Origin of the sequence: Bifidobacterium sp. W8114 (genome assembly GCF_016101165.1) — a bacterium.
GTDB lineage: Bacteria > Actinomycetota > Actinomycetes > Actinomycetales > Bifidobacteriaceae > Bombiscardovia > Bombiscardovia asteroides.
Genome location: NZ_JACFRA010000001.1, coordinates 19,853 through 43,674, shown reverse-complemented (window position 1 = coordinate 43,674; position 23,822 = coordinate 19,853). Strand labels below are relative to the sequence as shown.

The following is a 23,822-nucleotide window of genomic DNA, read 5'->3' as shown; positions in this document are numbered from 1 at the left end:
GACGCTGTCGGCCTTAACAGCGCATGAGTTTGTCCGAGTGAGCCTGGCCGTCAAACGAACCCGTAATCAAAACGCGCATTGAGGAAAAAGTCGGTAAAACCGCAACCTGACAACCAGCATCTGACCAGCGCTACCCTCCCCCATGAAGACAGCCAAGATATGATGGTTACATATCGAACAGGTTTTCTGATTTACAAGGACAAGGCGGGCACCTATGTCATCAGAGCCGGGTGTGACCATCCAGACCTTTACCAACCTCGACACAGAGCACATGAGGCTCCTCCTGGAGGCCGATCCTTCAGAAGGAATGATCCATGACGTTTTCGCCCATTCCTGCGCCTACGAAATACGAGTCGGACAATCTCTGGCCGGCGCCATGCTGCTTATCAGACCGGGTGCGGACGCCTTGGAAATCGCCAACATCAGCGTGGACCGCGCTTACCGCAGACAAGGATTCGGAAGTAGATTAATAGACCGAGCCAAGATGGAGACCGTCAGGTTGGGTCTGAGCAGACTGGAAGTCGGCACCGGATCCACCAGTTTTGGGTCCCTTTGCTTCTACCAGACCTGTGGGTTTCGCATGGACCGCATAGAGCGGAACTATTTTGTAAACCGCTACCAGAGACCCATTGTCGAGAACGGAATCACCCTTAAAGACATGGTCCGCCTGTCATGGTGCCTCTAGCGACCCGGATGACTACACCGGATCAAGACCGGTAAGGGCGACCAATCAGAAAAGTTCGTCCTGGCTGAATTCGTCTTCTGGTTCCTGACCGACGGCGCGCTTGGTGAAGGACCCAAGACCTTCATCCTTCAGACGGGCGCAGGCCGCCTTGGATTCGGCCCTCAAACCCGCATCCAGAACGACTGCATCGGGAGAAACCAGGAAGGCGTGCTCATTGATGCCCGTCAGGTAGAGCCCATCCAGGCTTTCCACACGGGAGAGGGCCACGTAGCCCATCCCCGGCGCGAAGGTCCGTTTCAGATCTATGACCGCCCTGTCCAGGGTCATCCCCTGGGACTTATGAATGGTGATTCCCCAGGCACAGCGAAGAGGCACCTGGTTGACGGCGGCCAAGACCGTGTCCCCATCCATGGTCTCCCAGGCGACAGGCTTCATGGTGACCACGTTGCCGTTCTGGAAGGAGACAATCGGCCATCCCCCCTTGGCCGAGCTGGTGAATCCGCTGACTGTACCTATAGAACCGTTGACATATTGATGGTCCTGGTCGTTGCGCAGGGCCATGACTGCGGCTCCGGTCTTCAGGGCCAAATCCTCGGGGGCCAGCATGTTCTTCTTCAGCCGCTCCACCAGTCTGGCCTCGCCGCGGGATGTGGCCTGGTAATGGTGGGCCTCTTCGTCGATGGCGGCCAGGCGCTGGTCGTTGAGCGTGTCGGCCTGCTTGTTGACCGGGAAGAGGTGGACTGCCACCTGACCGGGTGCGGGCACTGCGCCGACTCGGGAGGCCAGGACCTCATGGTCCTCCTGGGTGACGCCGCCCTCCCTGATGTCAGTCAGGACGGTCAACAGCTGGCCATCGTCCTGGCGATGCTGCTCGGTCAAGTAACAGATAATCGGGTCCAGGTCCTGCCAGACCAGTGATTCGGTGACGAACCCGTCCGGGTCCTTGCCGGCCTGGGCATAGCGTTCCCGGGCAGCCTGGAATTCAGGGCTGGGCAGTATTCCTGCAGCTCGGTTGGATCGAGTCACCGGTGGCAGCTGGAAGAAGTCCCCGGAAAGAACCACTTGGATCCCTCCGAATGGTTCGGGGCTGTGACGAACCGCCCGGCAGGCCTGGTCGACCATGTCGAAGAGCCAGGCATGCATCATGGAGACCTCATCGATGACCAGGATGTCGGTGCCTTCGATCTGTCTACGACGGCGGGTCTTGATCCGCTTCAGGAGCGATTCGGTCATGCAAGTGGCGATGCCCACACCGCTCCAGGAATGGATGGTCTGGCCGTTGATGTGCGTGGCGGCGATGCCGGTTGAGGCGGTCACCGCCACAACCGCCCCGGCCTGACGAGCCTGGGCGACGAACTCGTTGAGCACAAAGGTCTTGCCCGACCCGGGGGCACCTGTGATGAAGGCATTGGCCCCCGCATTCAATATGGTCAAGGCTTCGGATTGCTGCATGCCTCCATGGTGCCACGTCAGAGGTACATGGCCACGCCCTTCAGTAGTCGGTCTTCTCAGGCTTATTGGCATCCTCGACCGGATTGCCGGACTCTTCGTAATCGCGCAGAAGACTGGTCTGCTCGATCTGTTCCGCCCCGGCCTTGGACTGGGCCTGGTCGGGTCCTGGAGCCGGAAGGAAGAACATGGAGCGGTAGTAGCGCAGTTCGTCCATGGACTCGATGATGTCGGCCAGGGCCCTGTGGCCGCCATGCTTGGCCGGCTTGTTCTTGTAGACGTCCGGGTACCAGCGGCGGGACAGCTCCTTGAGGGTGCTCACGTCGATGACCCTGTAGTGCAGAAGGGCCATAAGGTCGGGCATGTACCTGTCAAGGAACTTCTTGTCGGAGCCCACAGAGTTGCCGGCCAGATGGGCCTTGCCGTTCTTGGGCAGGAAGGGCTTGATGTACTCGATCACCTGACGCTGCGCCTGTTCCAGATCCAGGCCGGTCTTCATCTCCTCGATCAGGCCGGAGGAAGTATGCATCCTCCTGACGAAATCCCCCATATGGTCCAGGGCAGCCTGGGAGGGCTTGATGACCAGGTCGATGCCCTTGTCCAGAACCTTCATGTTGAAGTCGGTAGGAACCACGGAGACCTCGCACAGCTCGTCATGGAAGATATCCAGACCGGTCATCTCGCAGTCTATCCAGATCATGCGGGATTCCTCCGCCGAGAAAGTCAGATCATTCTTATCGCTCATCTGTACGCCTTTCAGATCCGGGTTGCCTCCCGGGTCGCTCCTTCCGTCGCCTTGGACGGAACATTACAAGATACCGCCAGCACGTGACCGGCGAAAGGTTCGCCAGCCCAGACGACCGGACCATGACTGACATGAAATATGCAATCGGCGCAGGCCCTGACGAAATCCTGCGCCGATCACCTGCCTATGTAGGCTCAGTTGTGGAATCCTGAGTAGTTCGGAGCCTCCTTGGTCATGACGATGTCATGGGGATGCGATTCACGCAGACCGGCATCGGTGATCCGAATGAACCGGCCCTTGCGCTGCAGTTCGGGAATGGTGCGGGCACCGGTGTAGAACATGGTCTGGTGCAGGCCGCCGACCAGCTCGTAGAGCACGTAGTTGAGCGGACCGCGGTAGGGCACCTCTCCTTCGACGCCCTCGGGCACCACTTTGTCGGAGCTGGTGACATCGGCTTGGAAGTAGCGGTCCTTGGAGTAGCTCTTCTTGCCACGCGGGGCCATGGCGCCCAGGGAGCCCATGCCCCGATAGACCTTGTACTGCTTGCCATGCAGGAGGACCTTCTCGCCAGGGGCCTCCTCAGTACCTGCCAGCAGACCGCCCAGCATGACCGAATCGGCCCCGGCCACGATGGCCTTGGCAATGTCTCCCGAGTAATGGATTCCGCCGTCGGCCACCAGAGGGATACCGGCAGGGCGGCAGGCCAGGGCGGCATCGTAGACGGCGGTCAGCTGGGGCACGCCCACGCCAGCCACCACGCGGGTGGTGCAGATGGAGCCAGGGCCCACACCGACCTTGACCGCGTCAACGCCGGCATCGATCAGCGCCTGGGCACCCTCGCGGGTGGCCACGTTGCCGCCGATCACATCCACATGGTCGAAGGCATGATCAGCCTTGATCCTGCGAATCATATCCAGCATGAGCTTGGCATGACCATGGGCGGTGTCCACGACCAGAATATCGACCCCGGCATCGGCCAGGGCGGTGATGCGCTGCCAGGCATCGCCGAAGAATCCGACAGCCGCAGCCACGCGCAGACGGCCGCGCTCATCCTTGGTGGCCTCGGGGTACTGCTCGGTCTTGACGAAATCCTTGACGGTGATCAGCCCGGTCAGCTTGCCCTCGCTATCGACCAGTGGGAGCTTCTCCACCTTGTACTTGGCCAGAAGCTGATGGGCGTCCTCCTTGGTGATGTTGGACGGACCGGTGATCAGATGGTCCTTGGTCATGATGTCGCTGACCTTGAGCCGGTCGAAGTCAGCGGGATTGACGAAGCGCATGTCGCGGTTGGTGATGATGCCCACCAGCCGCTGCCGACGGTCCACCACGGGCAGACCGGAGACCTTGTAGGTGGAGCAGAGCTTGTCCAGGTCGGTCAGCGTGGCATCCGGGGTGACGGTCAGGGGGTCGGAGATCATGCCGGACTCGGACCGCTTGACTATATCGACCTGATTGGCCTGATCTTCGATGCTGAGATTGCGGTGGAGGACGCCGATGCCGCCGTTACGGGCCATGGCCACAGCCATGGTGGCCTCGGTGACGGTGTCCATGGCAGCCGACAATACAGGGGACTTCATGGTGATGTTCCGAGTCAGCCGGGTGGTGGTATCTACCTCGGAGGGGATGACATCAGATTCATTGGGCAGCAGGAGGACGTCGTCATAGGCCAGACCGATTTTCTGGAAGGCGTCAGGGAGTTGAGTGTAGGAGGAAGGTTCGCTTTGTGGGTTTTCCATAGCCATAGCACCATGCTACAAGTGCTTCTTGACCGTTCGTGGTACCGTGTCCGTACTATTTCATCCAGCGAATCAGTTGTCCTCATCTTTATCATGGCGGCTCTTGCGATGCCAGGGCGGTCTGGCTGCGTGCTGAGAGCCTTGGGCGGCAAGAAGGGCGTTCTCGCGCCTGATTTCGGGAAGACGCCGGCGGTAGTAGGGGTAGAGGGTGGCGAAGGTCAGCAGTATGGCGGCCAGGGCCAGACCAATCAGGACATATCGCAGACGGAAGAAAAGAATAAAGAGCGAGCCGAAGGCGATCAGGGCGGCCCAGCCCCAGAGAATAAGGACAGCGGAACGAACCGTGTGACCGATGCGCAGCATACGATGGTGCAGGTGCATGCGGTCGGGGTGCATGGGTGATTGCCCATGGCTGAGTCTTCGGATGATGGCCAGGCACATGTCCAGAACAGGCAGGAAAAGCACCAGGATGGGCAGAAGAATGGGCATGAAGGCCGGCAGATAGATGCTGGCATGAATGGTGGCCGGATCCAGTCGGCCGGTGACCACGATGGATGCGCAGGTGATCAGGTAGCCCAGCAGCATGGATCCTGAATCGCCCATGAAAAGCTTTGCCGGATGCCAGTTGTGCAGTAGGAATCCCACGCAAATGCCCACCATGGCCACGTCGATCAGCGTGGCCAGAGAGGCGTAATCGGGCGAGATGCGGGCAATGATATAGGAGTAGATGGCGAAGGCAATGCCTCCGATGGCCACGATGCCTGCAGCCAGGCCATCCAGTCCGTCCACGAAGTTGACCGCATTGATGGAGGCCACGATCAGGAATGCCGTTATGGCCATGGACAGGCTGGGCGATGCCGCCACCAGGGATCCCAAAGGCAGGGAGATGATCTGGATTCCGCCCCAGGAGACGAAGACCGAAATCAGCAGCTGGCCGGCCAGCTTGAGCATCCAGTCCAGGTCCCAGAGGTCGTCGGCTATACCCAGCAGGCAGATGGCTACGGCCCCTGCAAGGATGACCCAGGCCTGATGTCCGGACTGGAAGAGGCCCGTTATGAAGGGGATACGGGAGGCGAAACACATGGCCACGGCAAAGCCGATCAACATGCCCAAACCGCCCATCCGAGGGGTGGGCACCTTATGTACGTCGCGAGCGCGGACCACACCTACGGCGCCGACCCGGATGGCGAGATGGCGAACCATGGGCATGACCAGCCAGGTGGCCCCGCCAGCGATGGCAGCAATGAACAGATATACCCTCACTGGCCCTCCCCTCCGCTGGAGCGGCCCGACAGAAGGGCCCGGACCCGGGCCTCACCGATTACGCCCTGCCGCAGCACATGTATCCCGTCAGGATCAGCCTTGTCCGCTGCCACCACCGTGCTGGCCACTGATCCAGGGGTCGGCCCCCCGTCCAGGTAAAGGTCGACGCTATCACCCAGCTCGGCTCTGGCCTGCTGGACGGTCTCCACGCTGGGATTGCCCGATCTATTGGCACTGGAAGCGGCCAAAGGTCCGGTCACCTGCAAAAGTGCCCGACAGATGGGCGAGTCAGGCACTCTGACGGCCTGGGTGGGACCATCGGGCTCCATCCGAGGGGTGCGCAGAGGGCAGGACTGCCCTACAAGGGCAATAGGTGAAAAAGGGCCCGGCAACAGGGCGTCGGCCAGACGATCAAGAGGAGCAGACAGGCTAAGATCCAGTCGCTTCATGATCTCAACCCCATCCAACAGCACCTGGATGGACTTGGTCCTGGGACGGTGCTTGGCCCGGAAGAGCCGATCAATGGCCGCATCGTTGCATGGATCGCAGACGATGCCATAGACAGTGTCGGTAGGAATGACCGCCAGTCCACCGGCGGCCACCACCTGGGCCAGCAACTGCGGCGACCGACTGTCATAGGTCATCACCTGGCTCATACCCTGCATCACGACCTTTCGGCTCGACATGTTCATGTGACCAGCTACTAATCTATCCCAGGACCACGGCAGGCCGCTAGGACGCGGAGACTGGCCGCCGGGCTGTCAGATAGCGGTCTCGACCAGCCAGATCCTGATAGGTGCGTGCCTCAAGATACCCCCGCTTCAATGCGGCAGCGACCATGGCCGGTCCCTGGGAGGCGTCATGCTCCATGACCAGCAGACCGCCGGGAGCAAGCAAAATCATGGCCCTGTCCAGAATGCGGCAGGGCAACAGGCAGCCGTCGGGCGAACCGCCATAGAGGGCCAGATCTGGATCCCAATCACGCACCTCGGGCTGGCTGGGAACCACATCCTTTGGGACGTAGGGCGGGTTACTGATGACCAGATCCACCTGGGCATCCAGATCAGACAGGGTGGCGGGATCCGTGGCATCGGCCAACAGCAGCTGATAGTCGGATCCAGCCTCTCGGATGGCAGACTCCTGAGCGACGGCGTTCAGCACGCCCCACCGATATGCCTGCTCGTCAACCTCCACGGCCCGGACCCGCGCTCCTGGAACCTCGGTGGCCAAGGACAGACCGATGGCTCCGCTACCGGAACACAGGTCCACTGCCAGTGGATGATCCACTCCGGCCAAGGCATCTACTCCCGCCTGGACCACCGTTTCAGTCTCAGGACGTGGAATAAAGACCCCCGGTCCCAGGCGTAGATCCAAATAACGGAAGTAAGCGTGGCCAAGGATGTACTGCAGGGGTTCGCGGCCGGCTCGCCTTTGCAGATAGGACCGATAACGTTCCAGGGCAGCCGACCGAAAACCATCAGTCTGTCTGCAACCACCTTCATTCGTAAGCAGTTCCTGAGCAGTCCGGTCCAAAAGCAGAGCCTGATCCAGCTGGTGCAGATCACACCCCAAAGCATCGGCCAGGAGCAGCCTGGCATCATTGAGGGGAGTGGACACACCGGCCTGGGCCAGCAGGCGATGGCCCCCATCGACCAGTCCAGCCAAACTGGTCCCACGCTTCTGTCGGCTCACCCCTGTGATGCCATTCTGCGGGCCTCGTCGGCCTGAATATCGGAATCGATGACGGCCTGCAGGTCGCCATCCAGCACCTGTTCCAGGTTGTAGGCCTTGTAGCCGGTTCGGTGGTCCACAATCCGGCTCTCGGGGAAGTTGTAGGTCCTGATACGCTCGGACCGATCCAGGGAACGGACCTGGGAATGGCGCATGTCGGCTGCCTGGGCAGCCTCCTCCTCGTGCTTCATGGCCAGCAGACGTGACTTGAGCACCCGCAGGGCAGCCTGACGATTCTGTATCTGGGATTTCTCATCCTGCATGGAGACCACAATGCCCGTGGGAATGTGGGTCATGCGCACAGCGGAGTAGGTGGTGTTGACTGACTGTCCTCCCGGGCCGGAGCTCATGAAGATGTCAACCTTGAGGTCCTTGGGGTCGATCTCGATCTCGTCGTCGTCCTCGTCGGCCTCCGGGAAGACGATGACACCAGCGGCTGAAGTCTGAATGCGGCCCTGGGACTCGGTGACGGGAATGCGCTGAACCCGATGGACACCACCCTCATACTTGAGCGAGGCCCAGACACCGTCGGCCGGAGCCACCTGGCCGCGAGCGCGAATGGCCAGCTGGGCATCCTTGACCCCTCCCAGCTGAGTGCGGTTCTCGCTCATGATCTCGGTGGTCCAGCCTCGTTTTTCGGCATAACGCACATACATACGCATCAGATCGCCAGCGAAGAGGGCCGCCTCCTCGCCGCCGCTGCCGGCCTTGATCTCCATGATCGTGTCACGGCCGTCATCGGGATCACGCGGAATAAGAGCGGTACGCAGATTCTGTTCCAGATCAGGTATACGGTCAGCCATGGCCTTGGCCTCTTGCGCGAAGTCAGGATCCTCCCGTGCCATCTGTTCGGCCGCCTGGCTGTCTTCCAGGGCGCTTTGATAGGCCTGATAGGCTTCGACAATGGGAGCGAGCTCAGCATGTCTGCGGCCCAACTTGCGAATCTGCGCCGGATCTGAAGCCGTTTCGGGCTGACTCATCTGCTTTTCCAGGCGACCGTACTCCTCGACGGCAGCCACCGCCGCCGGAAACTGCTCCTCACTCATCTACACCCTTCCCGTCCGCTCATCCGCATGGTTCAAGTCATAAAAAACGCCAGTCCCCACCGGGCATAGCAGAGCGACCCGGAAGGGACTGGCGTTGGAAGTGCTACTTGGTCCTCTTGCCGTAACGGGCTTCGAACCGAGCCACGCGACCACCGGTATCCAGAATCTTCTGCTTGCCGGTGTAGAAGGGGTGGCAGTGCGAGCAGACATCAACCGTCATATGATCGCCGGGAGCGGTCGAACGGGTGATGAAGGTATTGCCGCACGAGCACGTGACCTCAACGGGATGATAATCGGGATGAATTCCCTGCTTCATGGTTACTCCTAGATCCAAGGGCCCCGGGTCGACCGCCCCTGTGGCGGACGTGAACCGGCAACCGCGTAATAGTCTAGCGCAACCCGAGGAGAATACGACCCCTTGCGCCACACGCCGAATCCACCAACCGGTGTGGCGAGCCGAGCTCCCTTTAGAATCAAACAGTCGGACTGATCGGCCCGGCATGGCAACAAAGGAGGGCAGCAATGCAGCAGGAAGTAGCGTTCGTTACAGGGGCAGCCCAGGGAATCGGCGAGGCCATTGCCCGCCGTCTGGCCAAGGATGGGTTCGCCGTGGCCGTGGCTGACATGAATACAGACAGGGCCCAGGCAGTGGCCGACTCCATCAATCAATCAGAGGGACGGGCCATTGCCGTCATCCTGGACGTGACCGACCGTGTCCAGGTGCGCTCGGCCGTCGAGAAGACCGCTACCACGTTGGGCGACTTCAACGTGATCGTCAACAACGCCGGCCTGGGGCCGACCACCCCCATCGAGTCCATCACCCCCGAGCTGTTCGACAAGGTCTACCACGTCAACGTGGCAGGAACCATCTGGGGCATGCAGGCCGCCGTTCAGGCCTTCCGCGACCGGGGCCACGGGGGGAAGATCATCAACGCCACCAGCCAGGCAGGCGTGGTGGGCAACCCCAACCTGATGCTCTATTCCTCCACCAAGTTCGCCATCCGAGGCCTGACCCAGGTGGCTGCGCGCGATCTGGCCAAGGAGGGGATCACCGCCAACGCCTACGCCCCCGGCATTGTCAAGACACCCATGATGATGGACATCGCTCATCAGGTGGGGGTCAACGCCGGCAAGGATGACGAGTGGGGCATGTCCACCTTCTCGGACGGCATCGCCCTGGGGCGGCTTTCCGAGCCGGAGGACGTAGCCAATGCCGTAGCCTTCCTGGCCGGGCATGACTCTGACTACATCACCGGCCAGACCCTGATCGTGGACGGCGGCATGCAATTCCAGTGAGTCTCCCGCCAGACTTGGCTCACATATAATGGGCCCTCGCCGGTCGGCTCTGTCCGACAGCGCGGGCCCATGATCATTTAGAGATCATTCAGGCGTTGAAAACGTACTTGTCCAGACGATCCATGGCCTCCTTGACACGGCTCAAAGGCAGGGCCAGGTTCATGCGGATGGCGCAGGGAGCCTTGAACTGCCGCCCGTCCTGGACGGCCACACCCACATCCCAGGCACGCTTCAGCAGCTGATCCAGGCTCAGATCGTGGTCCTCGCACCATTGCGTGCAATCAAGGAAGAGCATGTAGGTGCCCTGGGGCTTGGAAAGCTCGACTCCCTGAAAATGCCGCCGGATGTAATCGTAGGCGTAGTCCACGTTCCCGGTCAGGACCTTCCGGAGTTCGTCCACCCACTCCTGGCCCTGAGGCTTGTATGCCCCTATCAGGGCATGCATGGACAGCACGTTCATGTCGTTGTAGTGGGCCTTGGACCCCTTGGCCACTATCCTGTCGCGCAGATACTTGTTGTAGATGATGTGGTAGGAGCCGACCAGCCCGGCCAGGTTGAAGGTCTTGCTGGGCGCGTAGAAGGCAGCCGTCCTGTTACGGGCATCCTCGCTGACCGACTGGGTGGGGATGTGCTTGTGGCCCGACAGGATCAGGTCTGACCAGATCTCGTCGGAGATGACCACGCAGTCGTTCTCCTTATATACCTCCATGGCCTTCTCGATCTCCCACTTCTCCCAGACACGGCCGCAGGGGTTGTGCGGGCTGCAGAAGACCGCCACATGGATGTTGTTCTCCTTGAGCTTGCGGTCCATGTCCTCGAAGTCCATGCGCCAGACACCCTGCTCGTCCCTCTTCAAAGGACTGTGCACGATGTGGTAGCCGTTGTTCTCGATACAGGACGTGAAGCCGACATAGGTCGGACTGTGGAGCAATACTGCATCACCCGGCGCGGCAAAGGCGGTCAAAGTCGAGACGACACCACCCAGGACCCCGTTCTCATAGCCGATATCCTCGGCCGTCAGTCCCTCCACACCATTGCGGGTGCGCTGCCAGTTGATGATGGCATCGTAGTACTCGTCAGTAGGATTGAAATAGCCGAAGGCTGGATGCTTGGCACGCTCGATGATGGCTTCGGGTATGGTCGGCACCGTGGGGAAATTCATATCGGCCACCCACATGGGGATGACATCGAAGCCCTCCTTGGGAGGATCGGGGGCGAATCCGGGCTCGGCACCCAGACCGTCAACCGCAATGGCATCCTTGCCATGCCTATTCATGATGCTGGTGAAATCGTATGTCATAGTCAACCTCTCATCCCGTGCAGATGCGCTCGCAGCGACCTTCCGCCAGTCTACAGCCGTGGGCTCCATCCGAGTGTCTGCGTCCAATACCAGAGCAGCGATGGTACTATCTGGCTTTAGTCAGTGGATGGGGTGACCAGAATGAGTGCATCAAAACCTGTTTCATCTTCTCTACAGCTTTTCGTCCCGCTGGTGGATTTTCTAGGTAAAATTCTTGGCCCCAAGACGGAAGTAGTACTTGAGAACGTCAAGGATTTCTCGCATTCAGTGGTCGCCATCGCCAATGGCAATTTGAGCGGACGCGCTATAGGCAGCCCCGCCACCGACCTTGTCCTGCACATCTGGCAGAACCGCGAATACGACCGGCACGACTATTTGACCCATTACGCTGGCTACACCATCCAAGGGCATCCAGTGGTCTCCTCTACTCTTTTCGTGCGGAATTCCAGGGGACGGGTGATAGGCTTTCTCTGCATCAATTTCGACAATTCCACCTTCCGACAGGCCAGCCAAGAGCTCAGGCGGGCAAGCTCTTATCTTGACGCTCTAGGACTGACCGGACCAGGTGCGGAACTGAAAGACGATGGGACCCCGCCAGAAGAACCGGCAGCCGAAACCGAGAGCGAACAATCGACCCGTGAAGTGCTCTCAGTCAACACAGACGAAGTGGTTACACATAATATTGCCGAGTTTGCCGCAGAGCTTGGTATTCCTCCGGCAAGGATGAACCGGCAGGAGCGGCTGCGGCTAATCACGCGCCTGGATGGGTCAGGGGTCTTCCTGGTCAAGGGCTCAGTGGACACGGTTGCCCGTGCTCTAGGGATCTCCTCCCCCAGCGTATACCGCTATTTGCATACGATTCGCAATGCGGCTTGAGGCCCTGATCAGAGCACCTCGGCTCGCCCTGCTCAGCTTTGACACACCCCCTCCAGGGTGTATCATTGACAACAGATATACGGGGGACGTATACACGATGGACCTATAGGGGCTGAATTATTTTCAGTTCCAGAGGAGATGTACATGCGTATAGTTTCCCGGCATATGCCGACGGCTCCGACTCGAGCCCGTCCCGTATTCTTTTCCCTGATAAATTCTCATACTTAGCGGTTCTTCGGAAACGCTTCCGGATTATCGTGACATGCGTAGATCTTATGGCTGTCTACGGATGCACGCTTGGGGCACCGAGAAGTGGATATACACCGAGGGTGTTCTATGATCCGAGATAAAAAACGCGCCTAGCTCTTTTCCCCCGGCTTACATGTGAAGCCATACATATTGCATCGGTGAATCATGGATGCTAGAGCTAGGCGGCGAGAGGATGGCCTCGACAATAGTCGGGGCTGTCCTTCTAATAAGACTATCAAGAAAGTTCGGGGCACAAAACCCTGACCTGCCCACTGCAGTCGTTGAAGACACGGGTCAGTTTTGAGACAAAAACCTCGAACTCTTAATTCGTTCCATTAATAAAGCCCCGGAACCTAGCAGGTTCCGGGGCTTGCTTATGTGGGGCCTCAGGGGCTTGAACCCTGGACCGAACGATTATGAGTCGTTTGCTCTAACCGACTGAGCTAAGGCCCCGCGCCGATCGTACCGGCCAGAGTCATGGTATCAAAACGGCTCGTCATCAGCCAGGTCCGGGCTGTCGGGCCTACTTGGTGATCTGGTTGTAGACAGGCAGACCCATGTATCCGAAAGGAGCCTGGCGAACCTGCTTGCCCGCCACCGCCGAGACCTTCCTGTACCAGAGCGGCAGCACCGGAAGATCCTTGAAGAGAACGGCCTCGGCCTGGCGGTAATCCTGCATGGCTTCGTCCTGGTCGGTCTTGGAGGCGGCACGGGAAAGGATGGCATCGTATTCCGCGCTCTTGTAGTCCCCATTGTTCAGACCCTTGCCATCGGCCTGGCTGGAGGCATATCCCTGAACCAAGTAGCCTTCGGGGTGGGGATAGTCCGAGGTGATGCCCGAATTGAAAATACTGTTGACCTGACGGTTATGAACTGCCGTATTGAATTCCTTGCCCGTCGGGAAGATATTCGGTTCCGTCTTGATGCCCAAAACCTGGGCGTACTCATGCAGAACAGCATCAACCCAGTCCTTGTCGGTCCCGTCAGCACTGTATGCGATGCGAAGCGTGCCCTCCCAGGGAGAGATGGCGTCAGCCGCCTTCCAAAGTCTGCGGGCCTGATCAAGGTCGTGGTTGAGTACTTCTTTGCCTTTGATGTCGGAGGCATTCCCCTTGATGGTTGGGGCAAGGAAATCAGTGGCCGGCGTAACTGAACCGGCAAAGACCTTGTCGGCTATTTTCGCGCGATCCAGGGCATATGACAGAGCCTTCCGGCGAAGGGCGCCTTCCTGACCCTGGAAATGCTTCAGACCCTGCGGGATGGTCAGGGAACGGAAGGCCGGCCCCGGCTTGATCAAGGGCTGCAAGCCCGTATCGGTACGGAAGGTTTTCAGACGGGAGACAGGAACCGTATCGAGCACATCCAGGTGGCCGGCTTGGACATCGGCATAGGCGGCATCAAGACTTTGGTAGTCCCTGAATTCCAGGCTTCCGTTCCGAGCCTTACGAGGCCCCTTGTATGCGGGATTCCTCTCCAGCTTGATTCCCTGATTAGGCACCCATGATTTGAAGCGGTAGGGCCCGTTCCCGATCGGTTTCCTGCCGAAGGCCCTGATGTCCTTGTAGGCGGATGCCGGCAGGGGAAGGAAAGCCACATCTCCCACCTTGTAGGGGAAGGAGGAATCAGGCTTGCTCATGGCCACCTCCAGGGTCAGGTCGTCAACCACCCGAAGACCGGATAGAGGGGCTTTGGGGTCGCCATGCTCATCCTGTACCTGATCATACCCGGCGATGGTCGAAAAAGCCGAGGCCCCCAGCTGTCCATTGGCCGCATTCGCCGCGAAGGACCAGGAATCCGCATAGGTCTTGGCGGTGATCTTCTCCCCATCGCTGAAGGTGAGTCCTGGTTTGAGGACAATCGTGTACCGGCTGGCATCCTCATTGGGAGTAATCGATTTGGCCTCCACCAGCGTCTCTCCGCCTTTGGCATCGAAGGTGACCAACCCGTCAAAGAGCTGGGTGACCACCTTCCAGCCTGCAGTGTCGTTGGTGCTGGAGGGAATCAGGGGAGCCGTAGGTTCGACATTGTTGACGCTGATTGCGGCATGAGGGTCGATCCGGTCTTCTTGGGAAGCCTGGGAGGAGCTGCAGGCGCCCGCTGCCAGGATGAGCGGCAGAACCGCTGCCGCAATGTAGGAACGAAGCTTGGTCATGGTAGGACCCTTCCTGCCCGGTATGGGCCTTGTCACAGCTGCACAGCAAACACTTGGTCAATTAACATATGTTCAATACAGTCGGTTTGGCGAGGATGCCGATATTCAGACCTGCCTGACATCCCCCCCGGACGCAAGCCGATCCAGCGCACCGGTGCTGCCGATGGCCCGGAAGAGGAACCAACTGGTCAGTCCAGCCAGGACCACTCCGCTGATCAGTTCGCAGATGGTGCCGATGATCCCCCTCGGGCTGAGGAATGAGACCCCCTGATAGTAAAAGGCCAGGAGAAAAGCGTTATAGACCAGGGCTATCAGGATCCCCCCTAGGACGGTCGTTCCCAAGGTCCACCGACGGTAGCGGAATATTCCGAAGGCCAGTTCCGCGCAGAGAGCCTCTACGATGGCCTCCACCAAAATCATCGGCACGTTATAGGCATTGCCAGGCAGAATTTCGACCAGGACGCTGATGACGCCCACGTAGACGGCTGCGCCTGGCTTGCGCAGTATCAACAGGGACAGGGTACAGGGAAAGTAGAAGACCCCATGCAAAAGGGCCGCCGCCCCGGGAAGTAGGGCGGTCATGAGCGGGAATATCCACGAGGCGAGCAGGCTGGCCAACCAGTAGATCAACCCTGACACCGCACCCAGACCGGCTCCGACCGCAATGTCAAGCGGCCTCCAGCGCAACCGATGAGCTGTGGAAATCTGACCCTGCTGCTGTTTCACCGTCATTGATACTCCCTTACGACCGTCATAGAACGGACGGCCCGTTCCTCATGCGCACAGCGATAGTCCGGAGCCTGCCCATACCGGCAAAGGCCCGTCCGGCGTTCCTTGACCTGCGCATGCCGGGCGGGAACGTCGACTCAAGGCTACCCCGACCAAGGCGGCAGGACCAGGGTCTGGTCATAGGTGTTCTTTATAGGCGGCCATCCGCCTGCCTGACCCTGCTAATCAGCCCGGCGCATAAGTCAGAAGTTGCCACTACCATGAATGCAGTTTGCACTGTCTTTCTAAGGTTCTGTGAGGTAGCTTCTTGGCCGAATTCATTTATCAGATGATCAAGGCGCGCAAGTCCTTCGGCGACCGCGTCATCCTGGACGATGTGACCCTGAGTTTCCTGCCCGGCGCCAAAATTGGCGTGGTGGGCCCCAACGGCATGGGCAAGTCCACCCTGCTGCGGATCATGGCCGGCCTGGACACGGTCAGCAATGGCGAGGCACAGCTCACCCCCGGCTACACGGTAGGCATCCTTCAGCAGGAGCCGCCGCTGGACGAGGACAAGACCGTGGGCGAGAACATTCGCATGGCCTTCGGCGATATCATGAGCAAGGTGGATCGCTTCAACCAGATCGGCGAGCAGATGGCCGACCCCAATGCCGATTACGATGCCCTGATGACCGAGATGGGCCAGCTTCAGGAGCAGATCGACGCCGCCAATGGCTGGGATCTTGACTCCCAGCTGGACCAGGCCATGGATGCCCTGCAGTGCCCCGACCCGGACACTCCGGTCTCGGTCATCTCTGGAGGCGAGCGCCGCCGGGTGGCTCTATGCCGGCTTTTGCTTGAGGCACCCGACCTGCTCCTGCTGGACGAGCCCACCAACCACTTGGACGCCGAGTCCATCCTCTGGTTGGAGCAGTACCTGCACACCTACAAGGGCGCCGTCCTGGCCGTGACCCACGACCGGTACTTCCTTGACAACGTGGCCGAGTGGATCTGCGAGGTGGACCGTGGCCACCTCTACCCCTACCAGGGCAACTACTCCACTTATCTGGAGACCAAGGCCAAGCGTCTGGAGGTCCAGGGGCAGAAGGATGCCAAGCTGGCCAAGCGGCTCAACACCGAACTGGAATGGGTCCGCTCCTCCCCCAAGGCCCGTCAGGCCAAGAACAAGGCCCGCCTGGAGCGCTATGAGCAAATGGAGAACGAGGCCCGGAACAACAAAAAGCTGGATTTCTCCGAGATCCAGATTCCGCCGGGGCCCCGCCTGGGCTCCAAGGTGCTGGAGGCCGAGCACATCCACAAGGCCTTTGGCGACCGCGTCCTGATCGACGATCTGAGCTTCACCCTGCCTCGAAACGGCATTGTGGGCGTCATCGGCCCCAATGGCGTGGGCAAATCCACGCTCTTCAAGACCATCGTGGGCCTGGAGCCACTGACATCGGGCTCCTTGGAAGTCGGCGACACGGTCAAGATCTCCTACGTGGATCAGAACCGCGAGGGCATCGACCCCAACAAGAACCTCTGGGAGGTAGTCTCCGGAGGGCTGGACTTCATCGAGGTAGGCGGCGTCGAAGTGCCCACCCGCGCCTATGTGGCCTCCTTCGGCTTCAAGGGCTCAGATCAGCAGAAACCGGCCGGTGTCCTGTCGGGCGGCGAGCGCAACAGACTGAACCTGGCACTCACCCTCAAGCAGGGCGGCAACCTACTCTTGCTGGACGAGCCCACCAACGATCTGGATGTGGAAACCTTGGAGAGCCTGGAGAACGCCCTGTTGGCCTTCCCCGGATGCGCTGTGGTCATCTCCCACGACCGCTGGTTCCTGGACCGGATCGCCACCCATATCCTGGCCTGGGAGGGCACGGATGAGAACCCGGCCTCCTGGTATTGGTTCGAGGGCAACTTCCAGGCCTACCAGGAAAACAAGGTCAAGCGTCTGGGCGAGGAGGCCTCCAGGCCCCACCGCATCCACCGCAAGCTGACCCGCTGAACGAATACACCACAAGGGATGGAGGGCCGAGGAGAAGCATGAGCACCGAGGATGGAGCACTGGCCCAGGCCATCGCTGGGCTGAACCTGCAGGAGCAGCAGCCCGACGATGGCCGTTCCCGTTTTCTGGGCAAATCGCTGGACTTCCCCACTGGCCGCCTCTATGGAGGCCAGCTGCTGGGCCAGGCCATCATGGCCGGCGGTCGGACCGTGCCCGAGGGTCGTCTGCCCCACTCGATGCACGCCTATTACCTGCGTACCGGGCTCCTGGAGCAGGACGTTCAAGCAGAAGTCGAGACCATCCGTGATGGACGTTCTTTCTCCTCCCGACGAGTTGATCTGCATCAGGGGGAACGGATCATCCTGAATGCCATGCTCTCCTACCAACAGGTCGGCCAGGAGGGCATCCGCTATGCCGACCCCATGCCGACGGGGCTGCCTGACCCGGAGGACCTGCCTGGCTCCCGGGAACTGATGGAGCCCTATGCTGATCAGTCCTCTTTTGCGGACTACTATGCCCATCAGAGCCCCTTCGATATGCGTCACGTCGGCGGCACGGTCCTGCTGGATGATGCAGAGGAGGCAGGGAACAGGGATTCCGATGATGACAGCAGGAGTCGCCAGGCCGTTTGGAGCCGCACCCAGGGAAGAGCCGACCTGGACCCACTGATGCGCCGAGCCCTGCTTGCCATGGAATGCGATCAGATCATGATGGAGCCTGCCCTGCGCTGTGCCGGGCTGAGCATGACCACCCCGGGGATCTCCTTCGCCTCCATCGACCATGCCATGTGGTGGTATCAGGATCTGGACCCCTGCGACTGGCACTGCTTTATTCAGGAGTCCCCCGTGGCCGACCACGGACGCAGCCTGTGCATGGCTAAGGTCTACAACCGCCAGGGTGACCTAGCTGCCTACATGGTTCAGGAAGCCATGATCAGAGTACCCAAAGACTGAGCGCTCACTAGGTCATCGTGTATTGTACCCAAGCAGGGGATCACCAGTGAGGTCGACAGCGGGCCGACTTGCTTCAGAAATTTCTCAGCAATGGCCTTGAAGGCTGGTCAGTGACGCTTTTCACTGGAATCGGCCTTTACCTCCGCTCTTTCAGCGGTATCGGCCGCATCGGCCATGGGTCTGCGTGAGGACTTGCGTCGATCCGGGTTCTCAGGACCGTCATCTGGGGGCAGTTGACAGAGCCACTCCCCAACAGCCCCCGCCACCACATCGAGCAGACAGACCAGGGAGGCGACCAGGCACTCCTGCATGACCCGCGTGTAATAGGGCGCGGTTGCATGGCCCATGCTGATCAGGGCCTGACTGCCGTACCAACCCAAGAGGGCGGCGCAGGCAATGCCCATAGCCTTGCTCATGATCAGCACGTTGACCGCGAAGCGCAGATCCATCTGCTTGCGGTCTCCCTTGGCGTAGCGGTGCACCTGGAAGGCCATGATCAGAATGGCTACCCCCAGCAGGAAGAGCAACACGCTGACTAGCCAGGGAACTCCCATGAGGTCCGTCCTGGTGGACATGCCCAGTTCCGAGATGCCGGCGCCTCCCATCAGCCCAAGGACAAGGGCGACCAGATAGTGCACAAGCGGCGTGCGGCGGGCCCTCATGACAGCCCGTCCAGAATCCAGTCTTCCGAAACCAGGCTGATGCGGTCACGGTCAGGAGCACGGTTGGCCAGGCTGGCCAGGCAGGATCCGCCAGCACCAGGCAGGCAGTGTTCAGGCTCCAAATACGCCCAGGGAGTCACAATGCGCGAGGGAGCATCGGCGGTCAGCAGAGGCGGACGGTCCTGGGAAGACAGCAGCGAGCCGTCCGAGGTTTCCACCTCCACCACATCGGCATCCAGCCCGCCCATCTGTCTGATAGGAGCTGCCACCATGTCTAGAGCCGACCGCAGCTCCTCCAGATTCAGCGGCGTTTGCAGAATAACCACGGCCGATAGACGCTGATCCCCCTGATCATCCCGGTAGGCGTACAGGGGCGAGATGCCGACCAGCTGACTGCCGGGTATCCCGTCCAGAGCCGCCAGAGCACGGAGCATAGTCAACCGGTCGGTTCCCGATGCTCCCTCCAACGCAATAACATCACGCATCAGAAGACCCTGTGGCTTGGCACCCTCAACAGGCGACTGACTGGGCGCTTCGCTATCGTTCTCCGGATCCGAGGGCAAGCCGTTCTGCGTGGAGAAGGTCACAGGGTGACGCAGCCGGGCCCGCGCCGCATGGCCGGCATCAGCCTGACCAGACAGGAGGAAGGAGGGATGCCCTAAAGCAGCATTCCCGCTGCCGATGACTCGTCCAGATTCCATGCTGGCCGGGTTGCCTTCCACCTGATCGTCGGCCGCACGCTCAAGGGTGACGCCCACCTGAAAATCGACCCCTGTTCCCTGGTCGGCACCCAGACGGGTGACCGTGACCCGGGTGCGGCGGATCTGGTGGGAGAGCAGGATGGCATCAGCCACCTTGGCTGTCATGGATTCCAGAATCTCATCAGCCGGCTCGTTTTGGATCAGGTTGACGATCCGACGGACAATCTGCACATAGTCCACGGTCTGAGTGCCGTCGTTGAGCCTGCCTGCCTCACTCAAATCCAGGTAGAGGACGGCATCGACCTGGTAGCTGAACCCTGGCTTCTGCTGGCCGTGCAGGGGTGCGACCTTGATGGAACTCAAACGGATGGAATCCATGATGTACGCTCCTCCCTCGCCTTGGAACATTCGATGCCGCACAGCCCGGAATCATATACTTCACCGGGCCGATTCGGAATTCAGTGCTGGTCCTCTGTGGACGACCCGTTCACGCTGCGCCTGAGCTCCTCAGGGATCTCCACAGGGGGCTGCTCGGAGTCCGGCCGATCCGGCGCAGACAGCCAGAGCTGGCGCTCGGGAGCCTTGCGCAAGCCAGCGAAGACCGCAGCCAGCTCGTCCTTGTTCAGGGTCTCCTTGACCAAGAGCTGCCGGACAAGCTCGTCCAGCACGTCACGGTTCTCAGTGATGATCCGCCAAGCCTCTTCGTGAGCCGTCTCGATAAGATTGTGGACTTCCTCATCGATGGCCTCGGCCGTCTTCTCGGAGTAGTTGTGGGGCTTCAGGGCATCGAGTCCGGCATCCTGGTCATTCTCATCAGCCCACTTGATGGCACCCAACTTGGAGGAGAATCCGTATTGCAGGACCATCTGCCGGGCTATGCTGGTGGCCTTCTCGATGTCATTGGAGGCGCCAGTGGTCGGGTCATGGAAGACCACCTCCTCCGCCACACGGCCGCCCATGGCATAGGCCATCTGGTCCAGCAGTTCGTTGCGGGACTGCGAGTAACGGTCTGTGGTGGGCATGACCGCGGTGTAGCCCAGGGCCCGCCCGCGAGGCAGAATGGTCACCTTGGTGACCGGGTCGGTGTGGCGCAGGGCCGCAGCCACCATGGCGTGGCCGCCCTCATGGTAGGCGGTATTGCGCATCTCGGCCAGAGCCATGCCCTTGGTCCGCCGCCGAGGTCCGCTCAGCACACGGTCGATGGCCTCGTCGATGGCCCGGTTGTCGATCAGCTGGGCATCTGAACGTGCTGTCAGCAGGGCAGCCTCGTTGAGCACGTTGGCCAAGTCGGCACCGGTGAAGCCGGGCGTCCGCACGGCCACAGTGTGCAGATCCACGTCAGGCACGAAAGGCTTGCCCTTGGCATGGACCTTGAGGATGGCTTCACGGCCCTCAAGGTCGGGGGCTTCCACAGCCACCTGACGGTCGAACCGGCCAGGCCTGAGCAGGGCCGGATCCAGAATGTCGGGACGGTTGGTGGCTGCAATGATGATCAGGTTGGTGTCATTGTCGAAGCCGTCCATCTCGACCAGGAGCTGGTTCAGGGTCTGCTCGCGCTCATCATGGCCACCGCTCATGCCGGAGCCGCGCTTACCACCCACTGCGTCGATCTCATCGATGAAGATGATGGCCGGCGCATTTTTCTTGGCCTCGTCGAACAGGTCACGCACACGGGAGGCACCCAGACCGACAAACATCTCGACGAAGTCGGAGCCTGCCATGGAGTAGAAGGGCACACTGGCCTCGCCGGCGATGGCCCTTGCCAGCAGGGTCTTGCCGGTTCCAGGGGGACCATAGAGCAGGACGCCACGTGGTATGCGGGCGCCCAGAGCCTTGTACTTGGAAGGATCCTTGAGGAACTCCTTGATCTCCTCCACCTCCTGGACAGCGGCCTCTTCGCCGGCCACGTCCGAGAACTTGGTCTTGGGGGTCTGCCCGTCATTGAGCCGGGCGGAGTTCTTCTTGCCGCCCATCCCGAACATGCCGCCGCCGGCCGCCGAGGACATGCGCGAGAGCAGGAACCAGAAGACCCCCAGAATGATCAGCATGGGCAGGATGGAGGAGATCAGGTAGCTCATCATGCTGGTCTGCGGCACCACCGAGTTGTACCCCTCGGAGGGCTTGGCCTTCTCGACGGCCTTGACAACCTGCTCCCCTTGGGCCTCCACGTAGTAGAACTGCACGTCCTTGCCGAAGTTCTTGGAGGTGCGGTTGCCACGGAAGCCAGGTACATCCTTGACGAAGTCGCTATTGAGCTTGAGCTCGACCACCTGCATCTTTTCGGTGATCTCTGCCTTCTTGACCATGCTGCTGCGGTCGTTCAGCAGCTCCAGGCCATCCTGCGTGTCGATGGTCTGCGCGCCGTTCTGGCTGCTGAAGAAGCCGAAGATGGCCAGGATGATGACCACGGCCAGAATCCCCCAGAGCCAGGGGGAACGCCAGAAGGAGCGGTTGCCCCCGTTGGGCCCAGAACCGTTGTTGCCCAGGTTGAAGTTGAAGGGGTTGTTGCCCTTGTCCCCGTTGTCCCTGCTTCCATTGGGCGGACCCTGCTGCGGTCCCTGCGAGTAGCTCATGACTGCTCCCCCTGATCCTGATGATCCTGTTCCTGGGTCGGGTCCATGTATTCTTCGGACCTGAGTACGGCTATCGAGTCAAGATTACGGTACTGCTCGTCGTAATCCAGCCCGAAGCCCACAACAAATTCGTCGGGTATGGCGAACCCTGGATACTTGACATCCACCTCGACCTCGTGTCTGGAGGTCTTGTCCAGCAGAGTGAAGATCTCCACCGATGCGGCCCCTCGCTCCTTGAGATGCTCTACCAACCAGTGCAAGGTGTAACCGGAATCGATAATATCCTCAACAATCAGAATATGCCGTCCGCGCACATCGCAGTCCAAATCCATCCTGATGTCCAGGTCCCCCTTGGAAACGCTGGTCTTGCCTGCCGGATAGCTGGAAATGCTCATGAACTCTATCTGAACCGGAATGGTGACGGCCTGTGAGAGGGCGGCAAGTGTGTTGAAAGCCCCCTTGAGCACGGCCAGCATAATCGGGTTCTTGTCCCTGTAATCCCGACTGATCCGCTCAGCCGTCCGATTGATCAGCTCCTCTATCCGTTCCTTGGACACCAGTTCATGGTCGATATGGGATTGAATATCAGCGATGCGCATGGTCTCCATCATTGCATATGAGAATGACTTGACCCTTACGGATTGCTGTATGTGAGCTGGGAAAGCGGGGGCCCTTCTGGCCGTGCCACCGGCAGATCAAATCATCCAAGGCACGGACCTGCACGGCCGTGAACCGAATGCCCAGCTTGGTCAGCACCTGGGCCAACAGGCGGGTGCGCAGAGCCGGGTGACAGTCGGCCAATCCGCGGGCATCCAAGCAGGCCAGAACCCCCTTGGCCCTCTGGTCCGGGTCAGGGCGGGCGACCAGCCGTTGGAACAACCCATCCACCTGGGTGTCCAGATAATCCTGATCCATACGGGCCATATCCGCACCTAGCGCCAGACGACGGACCATGTCCCGGCCAGCGAAGCGATTCAAGGCAGGCAACAGGTCATGGCGGATCCGCGAGCGCAGCGGCAGCGTCTCGGGAAGCGCGGTATCAGTCGGCCGGTCATCACCGTTGGTGGGGTCGTCCCACCAGTCGATCCCCTGCTGGCGGCAAATGGCCGTGGTGTCCTTTCGGTCCAGGTCAAGGAATGGCCGCAGGTAACGCATCCCTCCGCGCTCCACACGTCGAGCCATGCCGGTTATGGCCTCCAGCCCCTGAGAGCGAATCAGTCCGATCAGCACCGTCTCGGCCTGATCATCACGGGTGTGCGCCAGGAGGACGGCCCTGGCGCCCAACTCGTTCGCCTGCTGGGAGAGGGCCTGATAACGGGCTGCACGGGCATCGGCCTCAGGACCAGCGGAGGTGACGGGTACATCCACTCTGGTGACGCGGACCGGATCCAATCCCAGCCTCCGGCAGGTTCCAGCTGCGCGTTCGCTGATACGATCCGAATCAGGCGCCAGACCATGATCGATCAACAAGGCCCCGCACCGCAGCCCGGTCATATCGGCCACCAGGTGGGCCACACAGGCCAGGGCCAGGGAATCCCGGCCTCCCGAGCAGGCCACCAGAATCAATGGGGCATCCGGATCGGGCCGATGCATCCCATGATGAGCGAACCGCTGATCCTGCAGTCCCAGATCCTCCCGGTCCAGGGTCGAACGCAGGAGCCCAACCGCCTTTTTCATTGCCGCTGAATAGAC

General features: G+C 60.4%; 21 protein-coding genes and 1 tRNA gene. 5 read left to right on the top strand and 17 right to left on the bottom strand.

Annotated features, from left to right (window positions below; genetic code table 11):
• Positions 1-214: 214 nt before the first annotated feature.
• Positions 215-685 carry a GNAT family N-acetyltransferase gene (locus H3T89_RS00200; protein WP_198215848.1) on the top strand — a complete coding sequence of 157 codons (471 nt, stop codon included), beginning with the start codon at positions 215-217 and terminating at the stop codon, positions 683-685.
• Positions 686-730: 45 nt separating this feature from the next.
• On the opposite strand, the gene H3T89_RS00195 is transcribed toward H3T89_RS00200, so the two are convergent.
• From H3T89_RS00195 to rpmE, 8 genes are all read right to left on the bottom strand, one after another.
• Positions 731-2,137 carry a PIF1 family DEAD/DEAH box helicase gene (locus H3T89_RS00195; protein WP_198215847.1) on the bottom strand — a complete coding sequence of 469 codons (1,407 nt, stop codon included), beginning with the start codon at positions 2,135-2,137 and terminating at the stop codon, positions 731-733.
• Between the two features lie 40 nt (positions 2,138-2,177).
• The gene (gene orn / locus H3T89_RS00190; protein ID WP_198215846.1) at positions 2,178-2,879 is read right to left on the bottom strand and encodes an oligoribonuclease; all 702 of its coding nucleotides are present in this window, start codon (positions 2,877-2,879) and stop codon (positions 2,178-2,180) included.
• A gap of 194 nt (positions 2,880-3,073) precedes the next feature.
• On the bottom strand, positions 3,074-4,621 hold the full coding sequence (gene guaB / locus H3T89_RS00185) for an IMP dehydrogenase (RefSeq protein WP_024626690.1): 1,548 nt from the start codon (positions 4,619-4,621) through the stop codon (positions 3,074-3,076).
• Positions 4,622-4,687: 66 nt separating this feature from the next.
• Entirely contained in the window at positions 4,688-5,878 is a 1,191-nt protein-coding gene (locus H3T89_RS00180) for an MraY family glycosyltransferase (protein WP_198215845.1), read from the bottom strand.
• Positions 5,875-6,534, bottom strand: coding sequence for an L-threonylcarbamoyladenylate synthase (locus H3T89_RS00175; protein ID WP_198215844.1), 660 nt, complete (start codon positions 6,532-6,534; stop codon positions 5,875-5,877). Before H3T89_RS00175 ends, H3T89_RS00180 begins: the two co-directional genes overlap by 4 nt.
• Before the next feature lie 76 nt (positions 6,535-6,610).
• A complete protein-coding gene (gene prmC, locus H3T89_RS00170; protein WP_198215843.1) occupies positions 6,611-7,570 on the bottom strand; it encodes a peptide chain release factor N(5)-glutamine methyltransferase in 960 nt (319 codons plus the stop codon).
• Complete coding sequence (gene prfA, locus H3T89_RS00165; RefSeq protein WP_198215842.1) at positions 7,567-8,655, bottom strand: peptide chain release factor 1; 1,089 nt, start codon at positions 8,653-8,655, stop codon at positions 7,567-7,569. Before prfA ends, prmC begins: the two co-directional genes overlap by 4 nt.
• A gap of 103 nt (positions 8,656-8,758) precedes the next feature.
• Complete coding sequence (gene rpmE, locus H3T89_RS00160) at positions 8,759-8,971, bottom strand: 50S ribosomal protein L31 (RefSeq protein ID WP_015022244.1); 213 nt, start codon at positions 8,969-8,971, stop codon at positions 8,759-8,761.
• Between the two features lie 206 nt (positions 8,972-9,177).
• Here rpmE and H3T89_RS00155 point away from each other — a divergent pair, with 206 nt between their 5' ends.
• On the top strand, positions 9,178-9,951 hold the full coding sequence (locus H3T89_RS00155; protein ID WP_198215841.1) for a (S)-acetoin forming diacetyl reductase: 774 nt from the start codon (positions 9,178-9,180) through the stop codon (positions 9,949-9,951).
• An 88-nt stretch (positions 9,952-10,039) separates the two neighbouring features.
• Here H3T89_RS00155 and H3T89_RS00150 read toward each other — a convergent pair whose 3' ends face one another.
• Positions 10,040-11,251 (bottom strand): MalY/PatB family protein, encoded by a 1,212-nt coding sequence (locus H3T89_RS00150; protein WP_198215840.1) that lies wholly within the window; start codon positions 11,249-11,251, stop codon positions 10,040-10,042.
• A gap of 141 nt (positions 11,252-11,392) precedes the next feature.
• Here H3T89_RS00150 and H3T89_RS00145 point away from each other — a divergent pair, with 141 nt between their 5' ends.
• Positions 11,393-12,127 (top strand): helix-turn-helix transcriptional regulator, encoded by a 735-nt coding sequence (locus H3T89_RS00145; protein WP_198215839.1) that lies wholly within the window; start codon positions 11,393-11,395, stop codon positions 12,125-12,127.
• A gap of 628 nt (positions 12,128-12,755) precedes the next feature.
• Here the strand turns inward: H3T89_RS00145 and H3T89_RS00140 are convergent.
• The 3 genes from H3T89_RS00140 to H3T89_RS00130 form a co-directional block, all read right to left on the bottom strand.
• Positions 12,756-12,829, bottom strand: a tRNA-Ile gene (locus H3T89_RS00140).
• Between the two features lie 70 nt (positions 12,830-12,899).
• Positions 12,900-14,528, bottom strand: coding sequence for a peptide ABC transporter substrate-binding protein (locus tag H3T89_RS00135; RefSeq protein WP_198215838.1), 1,629 nt, complete (start codon positions 14,526-14,528; stop codon positions 12,900-12,902).
• A gap of 105 nt (positions 14,529-14,633) precedes the next feature.
• Positions 14,634-15,260, bottom strand: coding sequence for an ECF transporter S component (locus H3T89_RS00130; RefSeq protein WP_015022249.1), 627 nt, complete (start codon positions 15,258-15,260; stop codon positions 14,634-14,636).
• A gap of 304 nt (positions 15,261-15,564) precedes the next feature.
• On the opposite strand from H3T89_RS00130, the gene ettA reads away from it, so the two are divergent.
• A complete protein-coding gene (ettA, locus tag H3T89_RS00125; RefSeq protein ID WP_101432710.1) occupies positions 15,565-17,241 on the top strand; it encodes an energy-dependent translational throttle protein EttA in 1,677 nt (558 codons plus the stop codon).
• Between the two features lie 38 nt (positions 17,242-17,279).
• Positions 17,280-18,194, top strand: coding sequence for an acyl-CoA thioesterase (locus H3T89_RS00120; RefSeq protein WP_198203358.1), 915 nt, complete (start codon positions 17,280-17,282; stop codon positions 18,192-18,194).
• Positions 18,195-18,301: 107 nt separating this feature from the next.
• On the opposite strand, the gene H3T89_RS00115 is transcribed toward H3T89_RS00120, so the two are convergent.
• The 5 genes from H3T89_RS00115 to tilS all read right to left on the bottom strand — a co-directional run bounded on the left by H3T89_RS00115 (position 18,302) and on the right by tilS (position 23,807).
• Complete coding sequence (locus tag H3T89_RS00115) at positions 18,302-18,856, bottom strand: DUF3180 domain-containing protein (protein WP_198215837.1); 555 nt, start codon at positions 18,854-18,856, stop codon at positions 18,302-18,304.
• A complete protein-coding gene (locus H3T89_RS00110) occupies positions 18,853-19,935 on the bottom strand; it encodes a dihydroneopterin aldolase (RefSeq protein ID WP_198215836.1) in 1,083 nt (360 codons plus the stop codon). Before H3T89_RS00110 ends, H3T89_RS00115 begins: the two co-directional genes overlap by 4 nt.
• A gap of 80 nt (positions 19,936-20,015) precedes the next feature.
• Positions 20,016-22,130, bottom strand: coding sequence for an ATP-dependent zinc metalloprotease FtsH (ftsH, locus tag H3T89_RS00105; protein ID WP_198215835.1), 2,115 nt, complete (start codon positions 22,128-22,130; stop codon positions 20,016-20,018).
• Entirely contained in the window at positions 22,127-22,729 is a 603-nt protein-coding gene (hpt, locus tag H3T89_RS00100; protein ID WP_198203355.1) for a hypoxanthine phosphoribosyltransferase, read from the bottom strand. The genes ftsH and hpt overlap by 4 nt, the downstream gene beginning before the upstream one ends.
• Positions 22,716-23,807, bottom strand: a complete 1,092-nt coding sequence (gene tilS / locus H3T89_RS00095) for a tRNA lysidine(34) synthetase TilS (protein WP_232348362.1) — start codon at positions 23,805-23,807, stop codon at positions 22,716-22,718. Before tilS ends, hpt begins: the two co-directional genes overlap by 14 nt.
• Between the last annotated feature and the right edge of the window lie 15 nt (positions 23,808-23,822).